Origin of the sequence: Sphingobium sp. TB-6 (assembly GCF_012927365.1) — a bacterium.
GTDB lineage: Bacteria > Pseudomonadota > Alphaproteobacteria > Sphingomonadales > Sphingomonadaceae > Sphingobium.
Genome location: NZ_JABBGL010000027.1, coordinates 27,141 through 51,439 on the forward strand (window position 1 = coordinate 27,141; position 24,299 = coordinate 51,439).

Consider the following 24,299-nt stretch of genomic DNA (forward strand, 5'->3'; position numbering starts at 1 on the left):
CTTCATGGCTATCATCACCCCCAAGTTGTCGCAGCTTCGCCTCTCCCCGCTCAACACCCGCCGCGTGAAGCCATCGGCTATAGATGCCATGGCCGACGATATCGCCGCCCACGGTCTGTTGCAGAACCTCATTGCTTATGAGGAAGAAGATTTGTTCATGGTGTTCGCGGGCGGGCGTCGCTATCGCGCACTTAAAATCTTGGCGAAGCGCAAGAAGATCAGCAACAGCGATACCTTCCCCGTCGAATTACGGACCAAGGAAGAAGCCATCGAGCTTTCCTATGCTGAAAATGCGGGCCGTGAGGACCCCCATCCTGCCGACTCGATTCGGGCATTTGCTGCGATGCGGGATATCGGCATGTCGGCGTCGGACATTGCGGGGCGTTTCGGCTATGCCGAAAGCTACGTCTCGCGCATGCTACGTCTTTCCGCGCTCAATCCCAAGCTGATCGACATTCTCGCCAAAGATCAGCTAACCCTCGACGCGGCGAAAGCACTCACCCTGTCGGACGACCATGCCGAACAGCTACGGGTGTTCAAGGCCTCGCATGGGCAGGCGCACCGGATCAGGGCGATGCTCACCGAGGAAAAGCTCACCACCCAGAGCGGGCCATTCCTCTTTGTGGGTCGAGAGGCCTATGTGGAACAGGGCGGTATGATCACGCCTGACCTCTTTGCGCAAGGCGACGGCGGCTATGCCGACCAGCCCGAACTGATCGAAGGTTTGGCGCAAGCCAAGCTGGACGCACTGGCCGAAGAATATCAGGCAAGCGGCTGGTTTGAAGTGACCGCCACCTTCGACCAGCCCTATGATCTCTACAACAAGGGCTATCTCTATCCCGTCGAACGGGAACCCAGCGACCTTGAAGCCGAACGCATGGCCGAACTGGACACGCAGATCGAGGCCATCGCGGAAGAAGAGGGCGAGGACAGTGAGCGGATCACGCCGCTGATCGACGAGCGGGACGCCATTACCGCAGCATTGCGCTCCTACAATGGCGAGCAGAAAGCGGTCGGCGGCATCGCGCTGTGGATTTCGCGGGATGGGACGCTGGGCCAGCGCATCTATCGGGCCAAGGCCGAAAAGAAGGTCAAGGCGATGGGCGTCGCGGGTGGCCCTGCCCCGCTTTATCCCAATAGCCTGTTTGCTGACCTTACGCGGATCAAGACCCAGATCGTGCAGGAGACGGTGGCGGCCAACCCCGCACTCGCGCTCGATATTCTGCTGGACTCGCTGGCCGGTCAGCTTCTCCATGGCGCCTATGATTATCATCTGGCCCTTGAATTGAAGGCGGACAGGGTCAAAACCGACGTACCCGACGAGATGATGGCGGCGAGCGACGTCCAGCCGGTCGAGGAAATGATGGCAACCCGCTTTGCCTCCCTGCCGACCGAGGGACGGTTCGACGCGATCCGGCTGATGGCCACCGAGGACAAGATGAGCCTGTTGGGTGGCTTGGTCGCGATGATGGTGGACGGCACCGTCTTTGCCGGTGGCATGCTGTCGTCGCGTCACCACGAGTTCGAGCAGATCGCCAAGGCCAGCGCGGTCGATATTGCGGAGCGTTGGTCGGCACCCATTGCCCTGTTCGACCGGATGAAGCGGGCCTCACTGGTCAGCCTGTTGCGGCAGGAAGTGGGCGATGCCAGCGCCGACAATATCGCGACCATCAAGAAGAAGGCCGACCTTGCCGTCAATGTGTCGGGACGTCTGCCAGCCAAGTGGCTCCCTGAGCCGATGCGGATCGGCGCTTTCGACCAGCCCGAAAAGCCTGAAAGCCATGAGGCTGAGGCCATGGACGACATGGACATCGATGAGGATGCCGACGAACTCGCCTGAATGTTTGGGGGGCGACGCAAGTCGTCCCCCTTCCCTGCTTCCGGGCGCGATGCGCTTACGCGCATCGCCGCGCCGTTGATTCCGGCGCGGGCGCCGCGCTCCCAAGGTCGCGCGGCGCCAGACCGGTCAAGTGCACCGTAGGACCACCGTAACTGTATTTTGAAATGAGCTGGAGCCGGTGCTCCGGCTTTTTTTCGTACAGCGGCGCGCGCCCAATCCCGCGAATTCGGCTTATTCTCCAGCATGTTGGCGTTGCTCATACTTTCTGCTAACGTGGGAAGGTGCTGCGCAAAAGGCGACGCCGGGACTGGTAATCCCGATCCGAAAAAAATAGCCCGAGAACTTATCGTTTTCGGGGTGCCGTCGTATATGTCCAAGCCCTTGGGCCAAAACCCTCGGGCCAAAAACTGCGGCGCATGTCTTCGGATCATGTTACCAGCCCCGGGGCTCCCGCGCTCAGCGCGCGGGAGTTCGGGACCGTGCCGCATCCGCCCCAACACTTCCGCTTGAACCGCATGGATGCGGACCGGAGGTGCATATGGGTAAGACCACGCCTGTCACATCGCGCCGCGCATTATTGCGCGCGCTGACCGCCACGCCGATTGTCGTTTCCACCGCCATCGCTTCGCCCTGGGACGAGGCATTGGCGGCACTCCATCAGCATTATGACGATGAACCCACCTCGCCGCTGCGAAGCCGGGCGGGACGAAAACTGAGCCGCGTGCGCTATCACCGGGCCGAGTCCTTCCTTCCAGACCGGCACCCGAGGCTGGATCAGGACTGGCCCCAATTTCTCTATCGCGCCGGCATCGCCGTCCAGTTGGGGCTTTCCTCCCATTTGCTGGACGTGGGCTTTCCCGACCCATGGTGCGCTCGCCATATCCGCCTGCATGTCGCTAAATCGCTGACCTACGCCAATGCCACGGGCCTGGGTCATGACTGTCCCGACATGGCCCGGCTGGCGGTGGTTCTCGACCCCTATTGGAAGTGGAACCAGCCCCGCCTGTTTGGAGAGCCCGAACCTGATGATGGCGGCTTCACCGTCGAGCAGGTCCGCCCGCTGCTACGCGCCCTGCTCGACCGGGTCCATGAGGTGACCGGGCATCCCCGCCCGCCTGGCTGGCGTCGCGGGCAAAAGGAGGGTCGGTCATGATGCCCGGCACTGGCATCGACCAGCTACCCAGGCCAGTGCGACAGGACCTTCGCACGGTCACGGCCCTGCTGTTCGAGGCGTTTGGCGCACTTCATCGCTGGCATTCCGACTGCGGTTCAACATTCAGCGCCGGTGGGTGTGGCGGAGGCGGCAATTATCCAAAATTCTGGGAGCCTTGCGCGACTGAGCACGTTAGTTCGCGGTTGAAACGCGATCGCTTTCATAATATATTCCCCTTTCTAGGGAGATATTATGGACGCTACTTTCACAACCGCCGAGGTCGCCCTATTAGCTGGCGTTCCAAAGCGCACCGTCGACAAAGCGATCGAGGAACGCGTTCTTTCCGCGCGGGTGAAGCGCGCGGCTCGAGGCCGCACCAGTCTACGGCTGCCTCTTCACGCTGTCCCATATAGCGTGATCATCAAAAAACTTGGCATTTCGCTTCCACTGAACGCCAAGCGCACAATCCTGCACGAACTTGGAAAAAGGTCCGCTGCAAAAATGATCGATGGTTCGATTACGATCGCGCCCGCGCTAACCCTCGACCTTTCGTCCCTTGTTGCGGAGGACCTTGTCACAAAGGCCGCCAGCTATGCTGAAACGCGCGAGCGTGTCATCGAGGAAAATCCCGATATCCTGGGCGGCACCCCCGTCATCCGGGGTTCGCGGCTTTCTGTTTATGCGCTCGAAGGGCGCGTGAACGGTGGTGATAGCGTTGAGGATATTCTCGACGACTATCCTGATCTCAAGCCCGAAGAGCTTGAGACCGCCTTGCTTTATGCCTCCAGCCACCGTCGGGCAGGGCGGCCGGCTGCGCGAAAAGGGAAGGTCGCTGTTTGAAGTTCTTCATCGATGAATGCGTATCTCCCAAAGTTGCAAGACACCTTAATGAGAGCGGGAAACATGAGGCGATCCATCCGCGTGATTACGGCCGTTGTGGCGAGACAGACCCACAGGTTCTTGCACGCTGCCTGGCTGAAGACAGGGTGATCGTCACTGCGAACGGCATCGATTTCAAGAAGCTGGTGGCAACCGAGGAGATCCATCCTGGTCTCATTACCCTTCCCAGTGTTGCGCGCGACCGTTCGATCGAACTGCTCGAAGCTGCGATCGCGCATCTCGCAACGCTGGGTGATCCTCAGGATGTCATCGTCAATCATGTGCTGGAAATCGACGTCGATGGCGGGATAGAGTTCAGACCTCTACCGGCTTGACCAGTGCCAAGCGCTGAATTCGCCGCCACCTCTTCACCTCTCACTTCTCAAAGCTTTCGGAGCATCATGGCCAAGAACCCGCAGACCAGGCCAGCTCCGGAGGCGGATCTCCAGGCGGGGACACTCTCAGTTCACCGCGGGACGCCGGCGAAGGCGAACGGCTGATTGAGGGCCCTCGCTCAGAAGGGATTCTTGCCCGTGTCGGCCATCGGTTTGACCGACCACTTCTAAAACTCGGTGACGGGTATCCCCGGCACCGCCGGGCCGCCTTGAGCTGCCGCACCTGCACCCGCCGGAACAGCGTACCTGCTACCAGGCGGTGATTGCGCACGCGTTGCGTGGACTGGGGAAGGCCGTGCTTCCCTGCCCTTCCGGGGGTCCTCGTGACGGCAGTGCAAAAAGTGCCGCTAAGCAACCCATTGACTTTGTTCATATAACTCCGACTTCGTCCCCGTAAGTGGTTGATATTCCACACTACGGAGGTTTTTCATATTACGCTCCTGATCGCGGCCACTGGCGGTTTCTCGCCCAGGAGCCGATCCCGGTGTGGTGAAACGTCAATGGTGATGACGCCTTTGGTGTTGATATGCTCGTGCGCATTGGGGGCGATGTGCATGATGTGATGATCCGGGAAGGTGTCCGGCATTCGCGCTCGAACCTCACCGATCCGGGTCGCGTTCCACGTCATGATAACGTTGGTAAGCAGTGTCAGGCCTGATGATATCGCGGCCATTTGCTCGGGCGTGCGGCCATGCCGTGCGCCGATCGGCCCGGAATAGATCGCGCGCTGCAGGGTGTGGACCGACTCGCCTTGGCTGAGCAAAGCGTCGTTCATCGCACGGAACGCCGGATCGCCGAGATAAGCGCCCAGGAAGCGGGTCAGTAACAGCCTGCCGAAGGCATCCCCTGCCTGAAACGCCTCATCGCCCCGCGCGGCGCTGCCAAAGCGGTCCAGAACGTAGGTCGCCGAACACCAGCCACTCTTGGTCGATGCCGCAATCCGCAGGAGCGGATCCCATCCCCGGGTGATGGCGCCGGTTGAGACGGTCTCGCTCACAATTGGCCGCAAGCTGGCAGGTACATCGAGGCCACGTGGGAGATAGAGCTTGCGTTTATTCATCCCGGCAAGCCTCGGGGCGAGATCAAATCCCACCAGATTGGCCAGCGCCATGCCGAAATGTGTGTGGCCATGCGTATCCACCGCGACACGGTGGAGATCGACGGCTTCGTGGCGAAGAGCCCCTTCGATAGCGGCCCCGGCTTGCCGTCGGTTCAGAACGACGGCCTGGTCATGCAGGATCACCCACTGGTCGAGCACATGGGTGTAGGTTCCGACTGCCGGAGTGCGCCGCCGCGGATCATGGCGGGCTGTCCAGAGACGGCGGGTTGCATCAAGGCTCATCATGTCGGCCGATGCCTGAATTCCGCCTCCCCACAGCCTTGTGACTGGAAGCGTCCTGAAATGATCAAGCACCAAGCGGTTGGCCGCCGGCAATCGACCATTTGCCTCGATGCGGCGCATCATCTCGCCGACTGCGTCGGCTTCAATATTGAGGGTCATGCGCGCCATGTCGGCGGCAGTCAGATCGGAACCCAAGGCGATCAGGGCCGCGTAGAGGGTTATGAGCTCATGCTCGCTTCGGGGCGACCTGCCCAACAGGGCCCAGGAAAAGTGCGTGGTGGCATCGATGGCGATCAGCAAGTCCGGTAACTGGATCTTTCCGACGCCGGCGAACAGTTCGCGGCGAATGCCCTTGAGCCTTTCGTCTTCGGGAGCCGCCTTGAGTTTTGGAACGACCAATCGGTCGTTTTCAATCCGGATATCGCCCCTCGATACCGCCGCATCGATGGCTTTCAGGGCCGTCGTGAGTTCATCCTTGATCCAGCGGATGGTCGCTTCCGGCTTGGCTGACACCGCGAGGTTTCGCACGAACCGTGCTCGTTCCTTTTGCCATTGCGCCTTTGGGATCAGGCGGTCCTCAGGGGCACGGTGTTCCAGGCTGTGGTCGACGCTAGCCTGCCCATTGCGGAGAGAGCGTTTGAGCAGCATGAGCGCCGCCGCCCTATAGCTGCCAAAGGCGGCCTCGCGGTCCGGTTGATCGATGAGGAGCGCCCACGTCCGGCCGAATGGATTGGCGGTGCCTTCCGGCAATCGCCCCATTTCCGAAGCCGCCACCCGGTCCAGTGTCGCCAGTGCCTGCGCAAGCGGGTGCGTCGACGGTAGATCCAGGCTGATCGACGCCGCCGCGCCCAGCAACTCACTCGCACCTCTGCCTGCCGTCGCCAGTTCCCGCCGGACCCGGCCAACCTTCGTGGATGGACCGTGCGCGCCGGCCGGCAGGAACGGTGCCAACATGATGCGCATCTGGTCGCGCACGACGGAAGCGGAGGTGTTCTCGTCATCGACAAGGCTTGCCAATTGCAAGACCAACGCTTGATGTCGGCGCAGCTCGTCCTCGACCGCCGCCTCGGCGCGGGTTCGGGCCTGACGCCAGAGATCGGCGATCCGGTAGTCGATCATCCCAAGACCGTCATCCGTGAGACGCAGCAGTTGCAAGCGCAGAAAGCAGGCTATTTCAATGGTCTTGCGCTCACCGCGCATCCGCTTGAGCGTCGCAGGCTTGCGGTAGAGCATTGATCTTGCCTGGGCCTTCAGCATTCCGGCCGCCAAGCCAAGTTGGAGCCTATCGGCCCCAAGTTTCTTCAGAAAATCGATCTTCGCGATATGGTTAGCGAGGCCTTTGGTTTTACGGGACGCGGGACTGTCTCGAAGCCATTCCAACCGCGTCTTGCCGTTTGGCATTGTCTCCGACAGCTCAAGCGGCCAGGCCTTTGTCTGTTCCATCCCCACTGCGGCTACCGCGCCGGCCAACAGGCCGCCATCGTGATGGCGCCGGGCGCCTGATGCAGAACTCCTCAGCCGTCGCGTTGGCAACTGGACATAGTGGTGATCACGGAGCCATGCGCGCGCGGCTTGTTCCAACTCGTCCACGAGGAATTTGTCGCTGGCCTCGCGCCGCAGAAAGCCATTCAACGCGCGTTCCCCGTGCTCGGTGAGGTCGCGCAAACCCAGCGCCTGTTTTGCCGCGTCCTGGTGCTCGAACAGCGTGCGGTGGCGGCGGTAAAGCGCACGGATTGAGGTAAGCCGGGGCGGTGCAATCCCAAGCTCGGCGCCGAGATGAGCCAGCACTTGCGACGGAATCATCTCCACAGAATTGAGTGGCGCTCCCGTGAGCCGCAGAAAACCAACCTGCAGCGCCACGCCCAACCGGTTTAACGGTCGCCGGCGGCGGTGGACGGCTCGCCGATCATCCTCGGAAAGCGAAAAGAAATGAGCGACTTCGGGTTCGGTTAAATTCTCCGGAAACCGTTCCCAGCCAAGATATTGTCGAAACGGCGCATCCACGACTCGGCCCTCCCAGGAAAGAGCCTACACACCGCCGGCTGAAGGTCGAGAAACCTCGCTGCACAACAATATCAATGAGTTATAATTTTCTTGCGGCTTTTATGGCTATGTTTCAATGACTTGCTTAGCGGCACTTTTTGCACCGCCGTCACGAGAACCCCCATCCGCTACGATCAGGAGCGATACCGGGGTCGCCACCTGATCGAGAACGCCTTCTGCCGCCTGAAGGACTTCCGCCGCGTTGCCACCCGCTATGACAAGCTCGCTGCCAACTTTCTGTCAGGCGTTGCGCTCGCCACAGCCATCGCCTTCTGGCTTTGAATGAGTCTCAGCCCCAGGATCCAGCGCGATTGCGCGGGCTACCCCCGCGCGCTTGCGCATTCCGCCAGATAGCTCGGCAGGCTTCAAGCAGCCTGCATCTTCCGGCAAACCAGCAAGCTTGATCTTCAGCCTTGCAAGATCGTGCACATACTCACGTGTAAGTTTCGTATGTTCCAGAAGTGGCGCCTCGACATTTTCTTGTACGGTGAGAAAGGAGAATAATGCGCCTTGCTGGAACATCACCCCAATCCGACGCTCGACTTCACTGTGCGCTTGCGGATCGCGGATGTCCTGCCCGAATATCTCGACGGATCCGCCATCAGGCTGCTTGAGGCCCAGGATGGTGTTGAGCAGCACCGACTTACCGGAACCCGATCCGCCAACCACACCCAATATCTCACCGCGCTTGACCTCAAGGCCGAGATCCTCATGGATGACCTTGTCGCCAAAAGCCGTGCGCAGGCCTTTGACGCGAATGGGCACGTCTTCGGCATCGGTTTCCACAAGCGCCCTCACAGATCGAGCGCCATGAAGATAACCGCGAAAATCGCATCGAACATAATGACCATGAAGATTGACTGGACGACCGCGGACGTCACATTTTGACCAAGGCTTTGGACGTCGCCGCCGACCATAAGGCCATGCCGACAGCCCGCAGCAGCGATGATCAGAGCCAGAAACGGCGCTTTGCACATGCCTATCCAGAAATGCTTAATGTCCACCGTTTCAAGCGTACGCTGGATGAAGAAGACCGGGCTGATATCAATCGTCACCCAACTGACCAAGAGTCCGCCAGCAAGACCGCCGATATCCGCGCAGAAGGTCATAAGAGGCATCATGAGAAGCGCGGCTAAGATGCGCGGGATTACCAGCGCATCGAAACGGTCCACGCCCATAACCTGCATCGCATCGGTTTCCTGGTTCATCCGCATCGAACCGATCTGAGCGGCAAAGGAAGATGCGGAACGTCCAGACAGAAGGATGGCAGTGATCACCACGCCGAACTCGCGCAGGATGGCCACGCCCACCAACTGGATCGTGAACACCTCAACGCCAAGCGTTGTCAAAAGGTTGGTGCCAACGAGCGCAATGACCGCGCCGATGAAGAAGGTCATGATAAAAACTATCGGAAGCCCATTAATGCCCGCGTCCTGCATGAACGCGACGAGCGGCGTCATGCGCAGTCGGCGAGGATCGCCAAGGGTACGGCCGAGCGCCACAATAAGCTGCCCAGTGAACACCAGCATCTGGTAGGCGTCATCGGCGATCCCGATTACCTGACGGCCGAAGCGCTCGAAAAATCCCAGAACACCAGTGACGCCAGCCTTACCGGCCGTATCTTGTTCAAGGGCAGGTCGAACAAGGTCTATCAGCCTTTGCAAATCCTCTCTTTCGCCAAAGTCTATATCGGCGTCTGGAGCCATGGACCGCAAAAGCAGGAGGGCACCGGCAGTGTCGATCCGCCCCAGAGCAGAAAGATCGAGACGCTGCACGACTAGACTCCTGGCCGCCTGGGCACCCAGGCGCCCTTCCGCATCGCCCAAAGCAAGCGAAGTCCAGTCACCTCTCACATGCAGAGTCGGGCCGCCACCCTCGTCAATATGCCAATCTGCCGCGATCATCGCACTAGCAGCATGGGAATTGAGCAGCGGACGATTTCGGCTGCTGCTGGCATCAACGCCACGCAGCGCATATCTTGAACCTTGGCATGGTCAAGCATTGGGGTCTCACGATGATGATCGAGCAATGGCACGCCATGGGCCAAGAGGTGCAAGTGGGGTCAGCTTCGTCGCAGTCATAACTTTATCCTCTCCCCTTGCCATGCCATCGAAGATTGAGCAAGGACATAACATATGGAACCTCAGGAAGTTCATTTGCGCGCACTCGCGACGGCCTTTGGCTGGACCTGGTACAGAATGCGGCGGCTGATCGACACGCACCTTGCGTCCCAAGGTGCATCGATGGCCCGTCTTAAGCTGCTGGTATATCTCGCCGAGCAACCCAGCCGCTCAACCGATATTGCAAGCTTCTTCGATCAGGCCCCGCGCACGGTAACCCAGGCGATTGACTGGTTGGAGCAGAATGATCTGGTCACGCGCTCGCCCGTTGAAGAGGACCGTCGTGTAAAGCTCGTGGAAATCACGGACGCAGGCAGGGCGATGCTGGAGCAGGCCCTGCCACTCTACGATGGCATTGTGGCGAAGACCTTCGGCAGCTTGACCGCGGAAGAACTGGAAGCATTGGATAGGGCGATCCTTCACCTCGACAAGGTCGTGGATCAACTCGAAACGCAAGCTGGCTTCCGCCAAGGTCGCGTCCCCACGCTCAAGGCACATAATGATGGCTGATCCTCATTTGATGGACGGGCCTGAAGCGGTCGCATTGAAGGAGCGGGAGCGGTTCGCACAAATCCTGCTTCTGTTCGGGCGACACGGGCTCAAGGGAATGGCCTCCCGGCTAGGTCTCAGACTGGGTGGTGAGGAACCATTTGATAGCGCTCGACCAGAAGCAGTCGTTGCGCTGCTGCAAGATATCGGTCCTGCAGCGGTCAAGTTCGGGCAGATTCTTGCAATGCGAAGTGATCTGCTGGAGCCCGATTTGATCGATGCGCTTTCGAAACTTCAGGACCGGGTTCCGCCGCTGCCGTTCGCCACCGTGCGACCACTTATCGAAGAGGCGATCGGCGGAACTGTGGAAAGCTATTTCGCCTCCTTTGAAGACGAAGCGATTGCGGCCGGCTCGATCGCTCAGGTCCATGCAGCAACGCTGCTCGACGGCCGGGACGTTATCGTCAAGGTCCGTCGTCCCGGGATCGAGCGGATTGTCGACGCCGACCTTCGGCTGCTGCGCCGCGTCGCCCGGATCGCAGAGCGCCGCATCCCCGAGATCGCGCGACTAAAGCCGGACGAACTGCTGCGCCACTTCGCTGAAAGTATCGATCGGGAAATGGACCTTGGCGCGGAAGCTCGCGCCAGCGATACGATCGGAGAGTATCTCAAAGCTTTCGGCGTGCGAACGGCTCGCTTTGACTGGGAGTTGTCCGGCAGGCGTGTCAACATACAGGAGCGGTTTCGAGGCGTTCCGGCAAGCAATCTGGAGGCGGCACGGCAAAGCGACCTTGATCTCACTAGCCTCGCCAGCACCTATGCGCAGGCGATCCTCCACATGATCGTCATCAATGGTCATTTCCACGCCGATCCCCACCCAGGCAACGTCTTTTTCCTGGAGGACGGAACGCTGGGGCTTATCGACTTCGGAGCGGTGGGGACGCTTCTGCCGCGACGCCGGGAGGAATTGGTACGGCTTGGCCTGGCGATCGCGGCGGAGGACACAGGCGGGGTCGTCGATATTCTGCTGCTTTGGGCGGGCGACCCTGATGTTGACCGTGTCAGGCTGGAAGAGGCCCTGGCCGAACTGATCATCCGTTTCAGCAATGTCCTGCTCGAGCAAATTGACCTTACCGACATTTTCCAAATCGTCTTTGCGATACTGCGCGACTTTCATCTCGCGCTCCCGCCCGATCTGGCACTGGTGCTCCGGACGCTGCTCACGGCAGAGGGATTTGTCCGGCGCATCGATCCGACATTCGACATCACTCGAGAACTGGCTCCGTTGGCAAAGGAACTGATGCGCGAGCGAACGAGTCCGGCGCGATTGCGTGGCGAAGCGGGCAAGCTGTTTGCAGCGCTTGGAAGAGCCGCCTTGTCAACGCCGAGCCTGGTGGGACAGATCGAGAGAGTTGCGCGTACCGGATCGATCACCGTCAGTATCGCACCCAGGGATCTTGAACGATTGCGCGGCGATGAGCGCAACAGCAGAGCCACTCCCCAGCTCTACCCCGCAGCATTGGGAATATGTGCTGCAATCCTTTTCGCCTCGGAACCGATCATCGCCGGGCTGCTGGCGGTGCTTTCCATTGCCCTGGCAATTGGCGAACGAGTGAAGCGGCGGTGATCACGTTCCAAATCTCGCGAAAATTAAAAGCTCATTTGTCGCGCTACCGGCTCCAGGATTTCTAGGTCACATGGAAACGCGTTCGAACTGGTTGAAGGTGAGCCTTGTTGTCGGCCTGCTCATAACCGCCGTCATTGGGTTCACCCTGTGGCTCATCCAGTCACGTGAGGCTGACGGGGCCACGTATGAGGTGCAGTTTAAACAATCGGTCGACGGCGTTCAAATCGGATCGGGCGTCAACCTTCTTGGTGTTCCCGTTGGGAAAGTAACCCAGGTCCGGCTCCAACCTTCAAATCCGGATACGGTCGTGGTCCGGTTCGTCCTTACCAAGGACATCTTACTCCATCGCGGCGTGACAGCGTCGGTCGATAAATCATTCTTCGATGGATCGGCAGAGATAAGCCTGGCGGGAAGCAACAAGCGTGAACCAGCACTTACAGTTCAAGCGGGACAGCCATTCCCGCTTGTACCAGTGAAGACCGGCGGCCTCCTCAGCGGCGACCTCAATCCAGGCGAGATGATCGCCAAGATATCGTCAGGTGCCGATAGCATCTCAAAGAAGCTGGACCCTGCCGGTCAGCGATCCATCGAGGAACGTCTTGGCCAACTCGCGCTGCGCTCGCGGAACTGGAAAAGCGATGTCAGTCAAATCGCGGGGGAGGCCCTGCAGGAAGACAGGATCCATTCTCTAGGGAATGTAATGGCTCGGGCGGGAGACGACGCGGAGAGGCTTCGCCTGAGGCTCGAGGCATCGCGGGGCGGTCTTCACGACAGCCTCGGCCGGCCCTTGCATGATGCCGAAGGCAAAGCCCGGTCTCTGGGCCTATCCATTTCGCACGCACGGCCCCGGATCAGGCAATTGGAAGGGGATGCGCAACAAATCGCCGAAACCGCCCGCGCCGTTCGCGAACCAGTTCGACGCGTGGGCGATGCGGCCAAGAAGATTGACCGGGAAGGCGTGGGATCTCCCAAACTACCTGACTACCGTCCCACGACTGAGGAAAGGAAATAGATGATCGCGATCGACCGCTCAGGAACAGACCGACCCTCGTCTTCATGCACAGGCGCGCAATCAGCTTCTGTGAAGCACGAACTCAGGACGATAGAACGACCCTCTCAATTCTTCGCGCGTGAGTGGATGCAACGTCCTGAAGTGGCGCAAAGGCAGAGCCAAAAATGGACTAAGGGGTCTTCGCCCGGTTGAGGTTCTCCCAGTACAGCGAATCGTTGCCCGCCGTCACCGGCCAGCGGCGATAGTCCGGACCGCCGCCGATCTGGTCGACGCGGATCACCTCCGCCCCCATCTGCCCGCAATAGAGCCCGGCCGAGGGCGAGGCGACGAACGACGACGCCTCGATCACGGACAGTCCGGTCAGAAGGACGTACATTCAGTTTCCGGACACGGACGAACCAGTCCAAACCGCCAGAATTGCTGCTATGGCCGCCGCAAATGCTATGGGTTGATCAAGCATCAGGTGATGGCGTGCATCCGGTATTTCCACGATGGCGATGTCCTCGCCCCCTTGTTCTCGCACATAATCACGCGAATCGGCCGTGAATAGGGGACTTTCCCGCCCGTAGATTATGGCCTTTCGACATCTCGCATCAATGAAGCGCTCGGCGATGGCCAGCCACGAATCTCTCGAGTTCAAACTCGCGAAGACGGACGGCGAATACTTCCACGTCCATTCATCGCCGATCTTGCGTAAGGAATGAAAGGCCATGTAGTCCATCAGGAAACTTTCCCTGGCGTCCTGACGCGGTGACGTCACATATCGTCTCCGCGCAGTCGCAAAATCCGGGTATCGACTGACAGGCTTGCTGGCATCTCCCGATCCCGGCGGGCCGTGTCCCCGCTCCCATAGCGCCATCTGGGCATCTGGCCGAAGCAACATCATATCGCATGCGATCAGGCCTCCGAACAGGTCCGGCGCCAACGTGACCGCGTTGACCCCGACCCGGGCGCCGAAACTGTGCGCGACTATGATCGGCCTTTCATTTGTCGAGAACATGTCGAGGCCTTGGGCCACAGCAATCATCTCCCCAGCCCTTCCCTCGTCATCCGCATAATTACGCGACCCGCTGTCACCCATTCCCGAAAGATCGTAGGCGACAATGTCGTAATCCGCCGCAAACAGGGGGGCGATGAACGCCAGACAACGCGCATGCGCCAGAAACCCGTGGGTCATCAGGACCGGTCGCTTGCCGCGCTTACCCCAACGAAAGTAATGAACCGGGACGCCATTGACATCGACGAAGCCTTCGTGCCGCGGAACCGACAAAGCCCTTTCAAACCAGTCGGGCAGCGCCGCGCCTCCGGTCCATGTCTCGTCGATGTCGCTCAGTCCGTTCGGCATTCGGGTTTCTCCATCCATTCAGCCGCGGCGTCATACGATATGCTCGGTCGGTGTTCATTGGCAAGGCAGGCGGACGGGCATGGCGCTCGGGCCGGATAGCCGCGTCAAACGTCCGACGCGCGAATTTCCGAGCTTGCGCTCAGCTAATAGGTCCGGGGCATGCCGAGGACATGTTCGGACAGATAGGCTAGTATCAGGTTGGTCGAGACCGGAGCCACCTGGTACAGTCGGGTTTCACGCAATTTGCGTTCGATGCCGACTTCTTCCGCGAAGCCGAAGCCGCCGTGCGTCTGAAGGCAGACATTGCCCGCCTCCCATGACGCCTCCGCCGCGAGCATCTTTGCCATGTTGGCTTCCGCGGCGGGAGATTCGCCCTTGTCATAACAGACGAAGGCCTCATGGACCATCAGTTCGGCTGCCCGCATGTTAGCAAATGCCCGGGCAATCGGGAACGCCACCCCCTGATTTGCGCCGATCGCCCGTCCGAATACGACGCGCTCGCCGGCATAGGCCGCGGACTTGCGCAGAAACCACTTCGCATCCCCAATGCATTCCGCCGCAATGAGGATCCGCTCGGCGTTCATGCCCGAAAGGATGTAGCGAAAGCCCTTCCCTTCCTCGCCGACAAGGTTCGCGGCCGGGATCCTCATGTTTTCGAAGAAAACTTCGGTCGTCGAATGGTTCATCATCGTGCGGATCGGGCGGATGGTGAGTTCCCCCCGCTCCTGCGCCGCCCGCATGTCGACGATCAGGGTCGACAATCCCTCGGTCCGTCGTGCCGCTGATTCTTTGGGAGCGGTCCGAGCCAGCAACAACATGAGGTCGGAGTGTTCGGCCCGACTCGTCCAGATCTTCTGCCCGTTGATGACGAATTCGTCACCCTCGCGCCGCGCTGTCGTCTTGATCGACGTCGTGTCAGATCCGCTGTCCGGCTCGGTCACGCCGAAGGCCTGGAGGCGCAGTTCACCCGACGCGATCTGCGGCAGGAATTGCTGCTTCTGCTCCGCCGATCCGTGTCGCAGGATCGTCCCCATGATATACATCTGCGCATGGCAGGCGGCACCGTTGCAACCCTCCGACTGAATAGTTTCCAGGATCGCCGCCGCAGCGGAAAGGCCAAGGCCCGACCCGCCATAGGCTTCCGGAACGAGTACCGACAGAAATCCGGCTTGCGTCAGGGCATCGACGAAATCCTTCGGATAACTGCGGGTTTCATCGAGCTTGCGCCAGTAGTTGCTATCAAAATTCGCACAGAGCCGACGAACGGCGTCACGAATATCGCCATGACTGTCCACTTCAAAACGACTTAACTGCACTGGCTGCCACCGTTATTAATTGACCAAATCAGGGACGCTTCGCTTCAATTGCGAGGACGTCCGATCAACTGCGTTTAAATCCGAATATTGACCACGATCGGCTGGCAATAGCCCTCAAGGCCATCGTCACCGAAATCCGTGCCCACGCCGGACAGTTTGCTACCGCGGAACGGAATGGCCGGGGAAAGCTCGCCGTGAGTGTTCACCCATACGGTGCCGGCCTGAAGGCGCGCGGCAATGGCCTCGCCCCTCGCTGCATCGCCGCTCCATACCGAGGCGCCGAGACCGAACTCACTGGTATTCGCCCTGGTGATCGCGTCGTCGAGATCGTCGTAGACCAGCACCGGCAGGACCGGACCGAACTGTTCCTCGCGGACGAGACGGGCATCGTCGGGCAAACCACGAACGATTGTCGGGGCAATGAAATATCCCGCGCGATCGCTGTCCGGCATGCCGCCTGCAATCAGTTCCCCATCGCGGATGGCATCGCCGATCAATTCCTTGATCCGATCGAATTGTCGGCGGTTTTGGACGGGGCCGTATTGACAATCCGGATCCATGCCGTCGCCGACGATGGCCGCTTCGGCGTGCGCGACTAGCTCGTCGCAGATCTCGTCGCAAAGCGACCTGGGCACATACAGCCGTTTGATCGCAACACAGACCTGCCCCGAATTGGTCATCGCCTGCTCGAACAACCGGCGGCCGATGGCCTTTGGATCGGCATCGTCCAAAACGATGGCGGGATCGTTGCCGCCAAGCTCGAGGGTCAGACGCTTGAGCGTATTGGCGGCGCTGGCCATCACCTTCCTGCCGGTGACAGTCGACCCCGTGAACGAAACCTTGGCGACGCCGGAATGACCGCTCAGGACGTCTCCCAGATCATTGTCATCGACGATGATGTTGATGACCCCGGCTGGCACAACGTCCTTGACTAGTTCGCCGAGGCGAACAACCGCTAGAGGCGTCGTAGGCGCGGGCTTGACGATCACGGTGTTTCCGGTCAGCAAGGCGGGCGCGATCTTCGCAACCAGCAGCAGCAGCGGAAAATTCCACGGTCCGATCGCCGCCACAACGCCCAGCGGAACGAATCTTTCGTAGACCTTGCGCTCCGCAGATTCCTCGATGATCCTGGGCTCAAGCTGCATCTGCGACACGGCCAGCAGCGTTGCGGACGCACCGGCCACTTCACGCCTCGCCTCCGACAAGGGTTTGCCTTGCTCACACGTAATCAGTGCGGCGAGTTCCTCGGCGTTTTCCCTGATGACCCGCGCGATGACCTTAAGAACTTTGCCGCGATCTTCCCAGCTTCGCCCGGCCCACTCGGGAAAGGCTGCCGCCGCTGCGGTTACCGCAGCGTCCAGTTGCGCCCGGTTCGCGCGAGGGGCGCGACCGGCGAGTCCCCCCGTCGCCGGATTGACCACGTCGAGGGTGCCGGCGCCTCCCTCCAGTTTCCCATCAATCAGCAGCCTGAAACCCATCTTGCCTTCCGCCTTCGCCATCCCTCGAAAAGCTCCCACGCCCGAAGCTTGGGAGTGCCTACCCGCCCCCGGGACGATGACCGGCTTGATGACCGAGCCATCGCACGAAGCGCGCTCGGCGGCGTTGATCTGCTCCAGGTCAAATGTCTGGACGATGCGTTCGAGCGGTAGGTCGCCCCTGCGCCAGAGTTCGATCAGTCTCAGCAGAAAACGCTGGGGAACGGCATTCCCCTCGATCACCCGCGTTAATGTGCGGCCGTTGAGGCTCGCGGACGGGATGGCCAGATCGCCAACCCCGCCTACCTGCGCGCAAATTCCGCCCTGCCGGATCGCCTCGATCGCCTGGCACAGGACATCGTTCCGGCCCGTCGTGTCGAAGCTGAAATCCGCGCCGCCTGGCGCGGCTTCGCGCAGCACCGCAGCAAGGTTGTCATGACCTGCTAAGACTGCATGGCTGGCGCCGCAATCGCGCGCGATTGCGAGCCTTGTCTCGACCAGGTCAACCGCGACGATCACGCTGGCTCCGAGCGCTCGCGCCATCATGATCGCGGCCATGCCCACCCCACCCGCGCCGAACACGACAAGCGATTGCCCTGCTTGCAGACCGAACACGTTCTCGATGGTTCCCGCGCCCGTCTGGATGCCGCAACCCAGAGGGCACAGGACGTCCAGCGGAAGGTCCCGATCGACCACGGTCGCGTTGCGCGCCGTCGCTAGCGCGTAGTTCGCGAACGACGATTGGCCGAACCAGCGCGTGCGCACCTGTCCGCCTACGCCGTCGATCGCGGGAGAATCCTGCTGCGCCGACCCATGGATGTTGAGCGACGCGAAACTGTCGCAGAAATAAGGCCGGTCAGCGCGGCATTGCGCGCAGGCGCCGCACGAATCATAGGACAGCAGCACATGGTCACCCGGCGCGATACCCGCCACGTTTGCGCCGACTTTCTCAACGACACCAGCTCCTTCGTGGCCGGTAATGATGGGAAACATTCCGGGCGGAGACGGGGTTCGTCTTGGCACCACATCTGTATGGCAGAATCCCGCCGCCCGGATGCGGACCAGCAATTGATCGGGGGATGGATCGGGCAGATCGAGTTCCTCGATCGCATAGGATGCCTCGGCGGCGCGAAGGACCGCAGCGGAGATCTTCAACGGGTATCCTCCCTATAAATGCGCATTCCGGCCATTTCACCTATCCTTGAACTTGTAGCTGACGGGGAGATAATCGACATTGCCGAGGAACAGCGTCGACGATTCTTCCGGCGTGCCACACAAGTCCATGTCCTCGATCCGTTCCAGGAAGACCTCGAGGAAAGTCGCCAGCTCAAGCCGGGCCAGATATTGCCCAAGGCAGACGTGAGCGCCAAACCCGAACGCGATATGCTTGTTGGGTTTGCGCGCCACATCAAAGACGAAGGGGCGATCGAATACCTCTTCGTCATAACAGCCGGAAGGCAGCGCCATCAGGAGCGTCTCGCCGGCCGAAATCCGCATTCCGCGCAGTTCGTAGTCCTGTGTCGCGGTGCGCAGGAAATGCTTGACCGGCGCCATCCAGCGAATCATCTCGTCTACTGCCGTGGGAATGAGCGCGGGATCCGCCTTCAGCCGATCGAATTGCGTCCGGTCGCGCAGCAGTTGCAGCATTCCTCCGCCCAGCGACGTACTGGTCGTGTCGTGTCCGGCGACGACGATCAGGATATAATACGAAAACAGGCGCCGGTCGGTGATCGGATCTCCATCAAACGTGGCGTTTGCGATGACCGAGGCAAGATCGTTCTGCGGATTGGCCCGCCGGTCTGCCACCAGAGGCCGGAAATAGTCGCAGAACTCGTTCCACGACTTCAGCATCTTCTCGCCCTGCTTGCCCTCGGCGCTTAGAGCGGGATTCTGGGAGTTGATGAACTCCCTGGTCCGCAGATGCAATTCGTGATCCGTAGATTCATCCAGTCCGAAAACCTGGAGTATGACGCGCAGCGGATACCAGGCTGAGACGGTCTGCACGAAGTCGCAGGATGACCCCTGGTCCGCCATCCGGTCAACGTAATGGTTTGCGGCCCGTCGAAACCCGTCCTTCAGCTTCGCCACGCCGCCGGGCGTGAAATACTGGGCGCCGAGCCGGCGCATCGACTGATGCTCCGCTCCATCCATCGAGAGCATCGTGTTCATGATGAGCTTACTGCCCAACTCACATTCGAGGCGCTCCTCGACCGCGATCGGCAACAGGGTATTGCGCGGCTCGTTGATGAACAGTGCCGGCTGCCGCTGTACCTCGCAGATGTCGGCATATCTGGACACTGTCCAGAACGGGACGAACCCGTCCGGCCGAGTCATCCGGACGGGTTCGCGTTCACGCAGGTACCGAAACAGATCGTGGTACCGGTCATGCGAAGCATAGAGACTCGAATCGACGAGAAGTGAATCTACCGCCGCGCTGTCCTCAAACCTGACTGACATTTCCCAATTCTCCATGGACCCGCCAAGCGGAGGGTCAGAAATTCCAGCCCAGTTCCAGTGCAACCTGGCGCGGGCGCTCGGTGTTGCGCAGCCGGACCAGCGGGTTCGAGGGCGCCTCGGTGCCGTAGGTGCTGTAAAGCTCGTTAGTAAGGTTCTTCCCGATCAGCGCGACCCGCCATCCGCCGATGGCCGGACTGAGCGTTATGCGGGCGTCGAGCAAACCCACCGCACGCTCCCACTGACCCGGATCGGTGATGGCCGCTATATTCGTGCGACCGCGGTGGCTGTAATCGACATTCATCCTGATCTCGAAATCGGACACGTCAGCGGTGTATTGTCCACCCAGCGACCAGGACAACTTTGAAGTGAATGGCAACCGTCCACCCGAAAGGTCACGGCGGCACACGGTTCCAGCGGGTGTCGAAAGCCGCAGTTCGACAGAGCACGCGGCGCCTGGGAACCGGACGTATTTCGAATCGGTGTAGCCGAGTGTTCCGTTGAGGCGCAGACCCTCGACGACATTCCAGTTGAAATCGGCTTCGAGCCCTTCCGACCGAGCTTCGGCCGCGTTTCCGACGATATACCCCAGCGCGCCGTCGAATGCACTCACCTGAAGATCCTTCACCTCCATGCGGTAGGCGGTGAGGCCGTAGCTCAACCCGATGTCGCGGAACGTGCCCTTGACGCCCGCCTCGTAGGAAGTCGCCTTCTCGGGCTTGAAATCGACGGTGTCGCGGTTGAGGTGGTTGACTGCCCAGTCGAAACCGCCCGCCTTCGCGCCCTTGACGACCTTGGCGTAAAACATGTGGTCGTCCGTGAACTGATACTTCAAACCGGCCAGCGGCATGAAGTGGTTTTCCGAAAGCGACAGCCCCTTGAATTCGTGCGGCTGGCCATAGAACAGGTTGAAGTACGAACGGTTGCCCAACGCCGCCAGCGGCACTTCGAGGTCCGGGCGCGGCGCGTTGCCGACGATGTCGTGCGCGCGCGAATACTGCGACGCGGTCTTCTTGGTGTACAGGTACCGGGCGCCGAGGTTCAGCGTGAGCCGGTCAGTCAGCTTGAGGTTTCCATCGAAGAACGCCGCTGATGACTCGGTCTTCTGGTTAAGCCGGATGATGCGAGCGAATGCCGGCACAGGAGATCCGATCGCGGCGAAGTTGCCTTCGAACTCACCTTGCAGAAACAGGTCTTCTTTTTGGAAGAAAAGACCGGCAATGTAATCGAACTTACCAACTCTATCCGACGTCAGCCGAAGCTCTTGGCTGAACATGTTGAAATCTTCATGATGGGCGAAATTGAAGAGCGGTACCGGCGACATATCCGCTTCGGTATTCAGGAACCACTTATACCAGACATACGCGCTTGTAGCGGAAAGGGTGCCAAGATCGGTATCCAGCGAAATCGTCCCCTGCACGGTCTGGCTTTTCATCCGCATTGGATCGTAGGCATAATTGGGCTGGGGCGGACCATTGCCGAACGAGCGCTGGCGGTCGAACTTGAACTCGGTGACCGTAGGCGTGCCAGCGTTGGAAACCGGCTGAAGCGTGTTTCCGTCCTGCGCTATGCGAAAGATTTCATACTTGAGTTCCAGTTTAAGGTCCGGAGCGATCTGGTAGCGGCTCGAAATACGACCGCCCCAGTTCTCCCACTGGGGATCGAGGCGCGTCCAGCCCGGGAACTGCGTGGGTCGAAACGTGCGCAGCCAACCCTTGTCCAGCTTGTCGAAAAAGCCGGCCACGCGGATCGAGAAATCGTCGGAAACCGGGACGGTTACCCCGCCATCCAGCCTGATCTGGCGGAAGTTGAACTCGTAGCTGGCTTTGAGATCGGCCGATAGCGTGTCGCCGGGTTTCTTGGATATAGCGTTGACAGCGCCGGCGATCGCGCTGTTGCCATAAAGGGTGACCTGCGGACCTCGCAGCACCTCGGCCCGCTCAAGATCGAAATAGGGGTAGGTCTGTTGCGCGCCACGACCCGCGTAGATCCCGTCGACGAACGTGCCGACGGCCTGCTCGAACGACGGATTCGATCCAGAGCCGATGCCGCGCATGAACGAAGCGACATTGACGCCATTCGTTTGCTGGTAGTTGGGGACACGAAATGACAACTCGGCCTGGTTGACGATCTGCTTTTCGGCGATCACATCGCCGCTCAACGCCGAAATCGAGACCGGCACTTCGCGCAGGTTCTCCTCGCGTTTGCGCGCGGTGACCACGATGTCTCCGTCTGGAACTCTCTTGGATTCTTCGACATCGGCGCCCGGTTGGACGGCCTGCGCCTGGGCGATGGCTGCCCAACTCGATCCGATCGCGATGGCCAGCATCACCTTGATGCCCGAATTGATGCCTTGCATCTCTTTTCTCCCCCCTGTTGTTAAGCGGCTATTGAACAGCCCACCTAATTTTGAACAGCCCACCTAATTTTCAGGACCGCGTCCCTTCATCCCGCCTCGATAGCCGCGAGATGGCCGACCCCGGCGATCCAGCCCGGAGCGGGCGCATAATCCTGCTGCACGACGCGATAGGGCGAACAGGCATTCATCGCTGCGGCGGCCGCGATCCAGCACAGGATTTCGTTGGCCGCAGATCCGGACTTGGCGCTTACCGCAACCGGATCGAGGCAATCGAAGAAATCCCAGCGGCCCTGTGCGAGCATGTCGAGGATCATCGCATCCCAATCGGGATTGAGGGGCATGATCCGCCCGCGACCCTCGTGGACCTCGCGCCCGAATTCCCTGACCCTGGCCTCGCGAACGGCCTGGTCTTCGGCGGTTTCCGTGACCAATCCCAGCATGCGTTGTCGCGCGCCGCCCTTCGCGGTGCGGATGTCGCCGATCGGCGGGTCGTGCGAAAGGCCCCCGGACGCCGCGAAAAGCACGCGCTTGTCGAGCTTCCTGGCAAATTCGCCAACCGCCTTCCCGAGCATCCGTACCCGGCGGTAGCTTGGCAGGGGCGGCGCCGCGCAATTGATGAAGATCGGCACGACGGGATACCGGTCGATCTCGCCGAACATGCAGTCCCACATCTGGACGAAGCCGTGATCCAGGACCATCGAGTAGCTCAGCGCGATGTCGAAATCGTCGCGCCTGACGTGATCGAGCAAATCAAGCGCCGTCTGCTCGGGCACCGGCATGTTGATGCGCGGCAAATTCCAGTCCCCTGCTGAACGCGCGGCGGCGCCGAGGCAGAAGCTGGGCATGAGCGAGTAGCTGAAGCCGTTGAAGTGATCGGGACCGAACTCGATAATCAGATCGGGTTCGAACTCAGAAACGAACCTGGCCATCCGCTCGAAAGAGCTTCGCGCCGATGCGCATGTTTCCGCACTGGCCAGTTCCCCGTCGAACATCACCGGCGTGTGCGAAGCGCATGCGAGGGCGAACGACACTTTATATTTCCCGCTCATAGCCCGAGACTGTCCTCCATGAATGATGCGGATGCGCCGTGCAGCTGCCGTTCCCGCCGATTGCCGGTACCGAACCCAACCGCCGCATCTCTCCGCGGACCTGCGCGGGCGGAGCGGGAAGCCTGATGGTTCCAGCCGGAGTCTCGACGGCAATCCGGCGCAGGTGCGGATGGTTCGAGAGCGCATTGATGTCGTTTGCGCAGGCGAATGCGGTTTCGGCAGCCGTGAGTCTTGCGCTGACGTCCGCGAACGAGCGCGACGCAATGGCGGAGGCGACCATCGCATCGGTCAGTTCCCTGTTCCTGACCCGCTCCACATTGGTCGCGAACCGCGGATCCGCGGCCAGGCTTTTGTCACCCAGCAGATGCTCGCACAGCTTCGCCCAGTCGCGGTCATGCTGCACCGACAGGAGCAGCGGTATTACGTCGGAGGTCACGAAGAGCCCGTAGGGGGCAATCGATGGATGCATCAGGCCGATGCGGCCCGGGGCTCGTCCCGCTTCTGTCTGGAGCAGAGGCACAGTCAGCCATTCCGCGATGACGTCGAACATCGAAATCTCGATCAGGGCGCCGGCGTTCGTCCGGCTCCGCACGAGCAGGGCTTCCAGGATCGCCGCGTGCGCCGCTGCTCCAGTTGCGATATCGACCACGGAAATTCCCACCCTGCCGGGCGATTCCGGACCGCCGGTCACCGAACAGAGACCCGATTCGGCCTGCACGAGCAGATCGAACGCCTTGCGCTGTGCCAATGGGCCGCTGCGACCGTAGCCGGTGATCGAACAGACGATCAGCGCCGGATCGCGCTCGCACAACTCGCCTGGATCAAGACCAAGCCGCTCGATCGCGCCCGGCCGGAGATTCTGGACGACGATGTCGGCCTCGGCTATGAGATCGCGCAACCTCGAAACCGCCGCCTCGTCGGACAGATCGAGCACGACCGATTCTTTTCCGCGGTTCAACCAGACGAAATAGCTGCTTTGCCCGAGCGCGACATCATCATAGCCGCGGGCGAAATCGCCCGAGGGTCGTTCGATCTTGATCACTCTGGCGCCGGCATCGGCTAGGCGAGCAGTGCAATAGGGCGCGGCGACCGCCTGCTCGATCGCGACAACCGTCAAGCCTTCAAGCGGGAGCGGTCGGACGGTCAACTGGCACCTCTCTGAAAGCATTATCCGGTTTTTTTGCGCCGGACTGTCCGGATGGACTAATTCAAAGCCCGCCGGTTCGCCAGAAGTCATTCGCGAAGCGTGATTTCGCGAACCGCGAAGGTTCTTGGTAATTGCTCACGGGGTTGGCAAAAAAGTGTTGCGCGGAGGTCGATTGGCTGATTCACCCTACGGATTTCACCACCGCCGCTTCATGTGCTGACCGAAGCCGAGAAGAACGAGTTGCTGCTCGCGCA

17 protein-coding genes and 2 pseudogenes are annotated in these 24,299 nt (G+C 60.5%); 8 read left to right on the forward strand and 11 right to left on the reverse strand.

Going from position 1 to position 24,299, the window contains the following annotated elements; translation table 11 throughout:
* Nucleotides 1–4: 4 nt before the first annotated feature.
* From HHL26_RS22230 to HHL26_RS22245, 4 genes are all read left to right on the forward strand, one after another.
* Nucleotides 5–1,840, forward strand: a complete 1,836-nt coding sequence (locus HHL26_RS22230; protein WP_169576742.1) for a ParB/RepB/Spo0J family partition protein — start codon at nucleotides 5–7, stop codon at nucleotides 1,838–1,840.
* A gap of 538 nt (nucleotides 1,841–2,378) precedes the next feature.
* On the forward strand, nucleotides 2,379–2,993 hold the full coding sequence (locus tag HHL26_RS22235; protein WP_169576743.1) for a hypothetical protein: 615 nt from the start codon (nucleotides 2,379–2,381) through the stop codon (nucleotides 2,991–2,993).
* 252 nt (nucleotides 2,994–3,245) lie between these two features.
* The gene (locus tag HHL26_RS22240) at nucleotides 3,246–3,833 is read left to right on the forward strand and encodes a DUF433 domain-containing protein (protein ID WP_169576744.1); all 588 of its coding nucleotides are present in this window, start codon (nucleotides 3,246–3,248) and stop codon (nucleotides 3,831–3,833) included.
* Nucleotides 3,830–4,207: a DUF5615 family PIN-like protein gene (locus HHL26_RS22245; protein WP_169576745.1), complete on the forward strand. Its 378-nt coding sequence runs from the start codon at nucleotides 3,830–3,832 to the stop codon at nucleotides 4,205–4,207. The genes HHL26_RS22240 and HHL26_RS22245 overlap by 4 nt, the downstream gene beginning before the upstream one ends.
* Before the next feature lie 487 nt (nucleotides 4,208–4,694).
* Here HHL26_RS22245 and HHL26_RS22250 read toward each other — a convergent pair whose 3' ends face one another.
* Nucleotides 4,695–7,613, reverse strand: coding sequence for a Tn3 family transposase (locus tag HHL26_RS22250; RefSeq protein ID WP_169576746.1), 2,919 nt, complete (start codon nucleotides 7,611–7,613; stop codon nucleotides 4,695–4,697).
* A 171-nt stretch (nucleotides 7,614–7,784) separates the two neighbouring features.
* Between HHL26_RS22250 and HHL26_RS22255 the strand changes: the two are divergent.
* Nucleotides 7,785–7,934: pseudogene (locus HHL26_RS22255) on the forward strand (transposase); the annotation flags it as partial.
* Here the strand turns inward: HHL26_RS22255 and HHL26_RS22260 are convergent.
* Both HHL26_RS22260 and HHL26_RS22265 read right to left on the reverse strand, forming a co-directional pair.
* The gene (locus HHL26_RS22260) at nucleotides 7,893–8,438 is read right to left on the reverse strand and encodes an ATP-binding cassette domain-containing protein (protein WP_346765621.1); all 546 of its coding nucleotides are present in this window, start codon (nucleotides 8,436–8,438) and stop codon (nucleotides 7,893–7,895) included. The pseudogene HHL26_RS22255 and the gene HHL26_RS22260 overlap by 42 nt on opposite strands.
* A gap of 8 nt (nucleotides 8,439–8,446) precedes the next feature.
* A complete protein-coding gene (locus HHL26_RS22265; RefSeq protein ID WP_346765622.1) occupies nucleotides 8,447–9,427 on the reverse strand; it encodes an ABC transporter permease in 981 nt (326 codons plus the stop codon).
* A 360-nt stretch (nucleotides 9,428–9,787) separates the two neighbouring features.
* Here HHL26_RS22265 and HHL26_RS22270 point away from each other — a divergent pair, with 360 nt between their 5' ends.
* From HHL26_RS22270 to HHL26_RS22280, 3 genes are all read left to right on the forward strand, one after another.
* Nucleotides 9,788–10,282 (forward strand): MarR family transcriptional regulator, encoded by a 495-nt coding sequence (locus HHL26_RS22270; protein ID WP_086486019.1) that lies wholly within the window; start codon nucleotides 9,788–9,790, stop codon nucleotides 10,280–10,282.
* On the forward strand, nucleotides 10,272–11,888 hold the full coding sequence (locus HHL26_RS22275) for an AarF/UbiB family protein (RefSeq protein ID WP_240962555.1): 1,617 nt from the start codon (nucleotides 10,272–10,274) through the stop codon (nucleotides 11,886–11,888). Before HHL26_RS22270 ends, HHL26_RS22275 begins: the two co-directional genes overlap by 11 nt.
* Nucleotides 11,889–11,958: 70 nt before the next feature.
* Nucleotides 11,959–12,900: an MlaD family protein gene (locus tag HHL26_RS22280; RefSeq protein WP_169576747.1), complete on the forward strand. Its 942-nt coding sequence runs from the start codon at nucleotides 11,959–11,961 to the stop codon at nucleotides 12,898–12,900.
* Nucleotides 12,901–13,078: 178 nt separating this feature from the next.
* Here the strand turns inward: HHL26_RS22280 and HHL26_RS22285 are convergent.
* The 8 genes and pseudogenes from HHL26_RS22285 to HHL26_RS22325 all read right to left on the reverse strand — a co-directional run.
* Nucleotides 13,079–13,276, reverse strand: a pseudogene (locus HHL26_RS22285) (CoA transferase); the annotation flags it as partial.
* A complete protein-coding gene (locus tag HHL26_RS22290; RefSeq protein ID WP_240962556.1) occupies nucleotides 13,277–14,245 on the reverse strand; it encodes an alpha/beta hydrolase in 969 nt (322 codons plus the stop codon).
* A gap of 143 nt (nucleotides 14,246–14,388) precedes the next feature.
* The gene (locus HHL26_RS22295; RefSeq protein ID WP_346765623.1) at nucleotides 14,389–15,561 is read right to left on the reverse strand and encodes an acyl-CoA dehydrogenase family protein; all 1,173 of its coding nucleotides are present in this window, start codon (nucleotides 15,559–15,561) and stop codon (nucleotides 14,389–14,391) included.
* Between the two features lie 74 nt (nucleotides 15,562–15,635).
* Nucleotides 15,636–18,191, reverse strand: a complete 2,556-nt coding sequence (locus tag HHL26_RS24645; protein WP_206377583.1) for an aldehyde dehydrogenase family protein — start codon at nucleotides 18,189–18,191, stop codon at nucleotides 15,636–15,638.
* Nucleotides 18,192–18,227: 36 nt separating this feature from the next.
* On the reverse strand, nucleotides 18,228–19,508 hold the full coding sequence (locus tag HHL26_RS22310; RefSeq protein ID WP_169576749.1) for a cytochrome P450: 1,281 nt from the start codon (nucleotides 19,506–19,508) through the stop codon (nucleotides 18,228–18,230).
* Nucleotides 19,509–19,527: 19 nt separating this feature from the next.
* Complete coding sequence (locus HHL26_RS22315; protein WP_169576750.1) at nucleotides 19,528–21,849, reverse strand: TonB-dependent receptor; 2,322 nt, start codon at nucleotides 21,847–21,849, stop codon at nucleotides 19,528–19,530.
* 86 nt (nucleotides 21,850–21,935) lie between these two features.
* Nucleotides 21,936–22,880, reverse strand: coding sequence for a 3-carboxyethylcatechol 2,3-dioxygenase (locus HHL26_RS22320; protein ID WP_169576751.1), 945 nt, complete (start codon nucleotides 22,878–22,880; stop codon nucleotides 21,936–21,938).
* Nucleotide 22,881: 1 nt separating this feature from the next.
* Nucleotides 22,882–24,045, reverse strand: coding sequence for a CaiB/BaiF CoA-transferase family protein (locus HHL26_RS22325; RefSeq protein WP_206377584.1), 1,164 nt, complete (start codon nucleotides 24,043–24,045; stop codon nucleotides 22,882–22,884).
* Nucleotides 24,046–24,299: the final 254 nt, after the last annotated feature.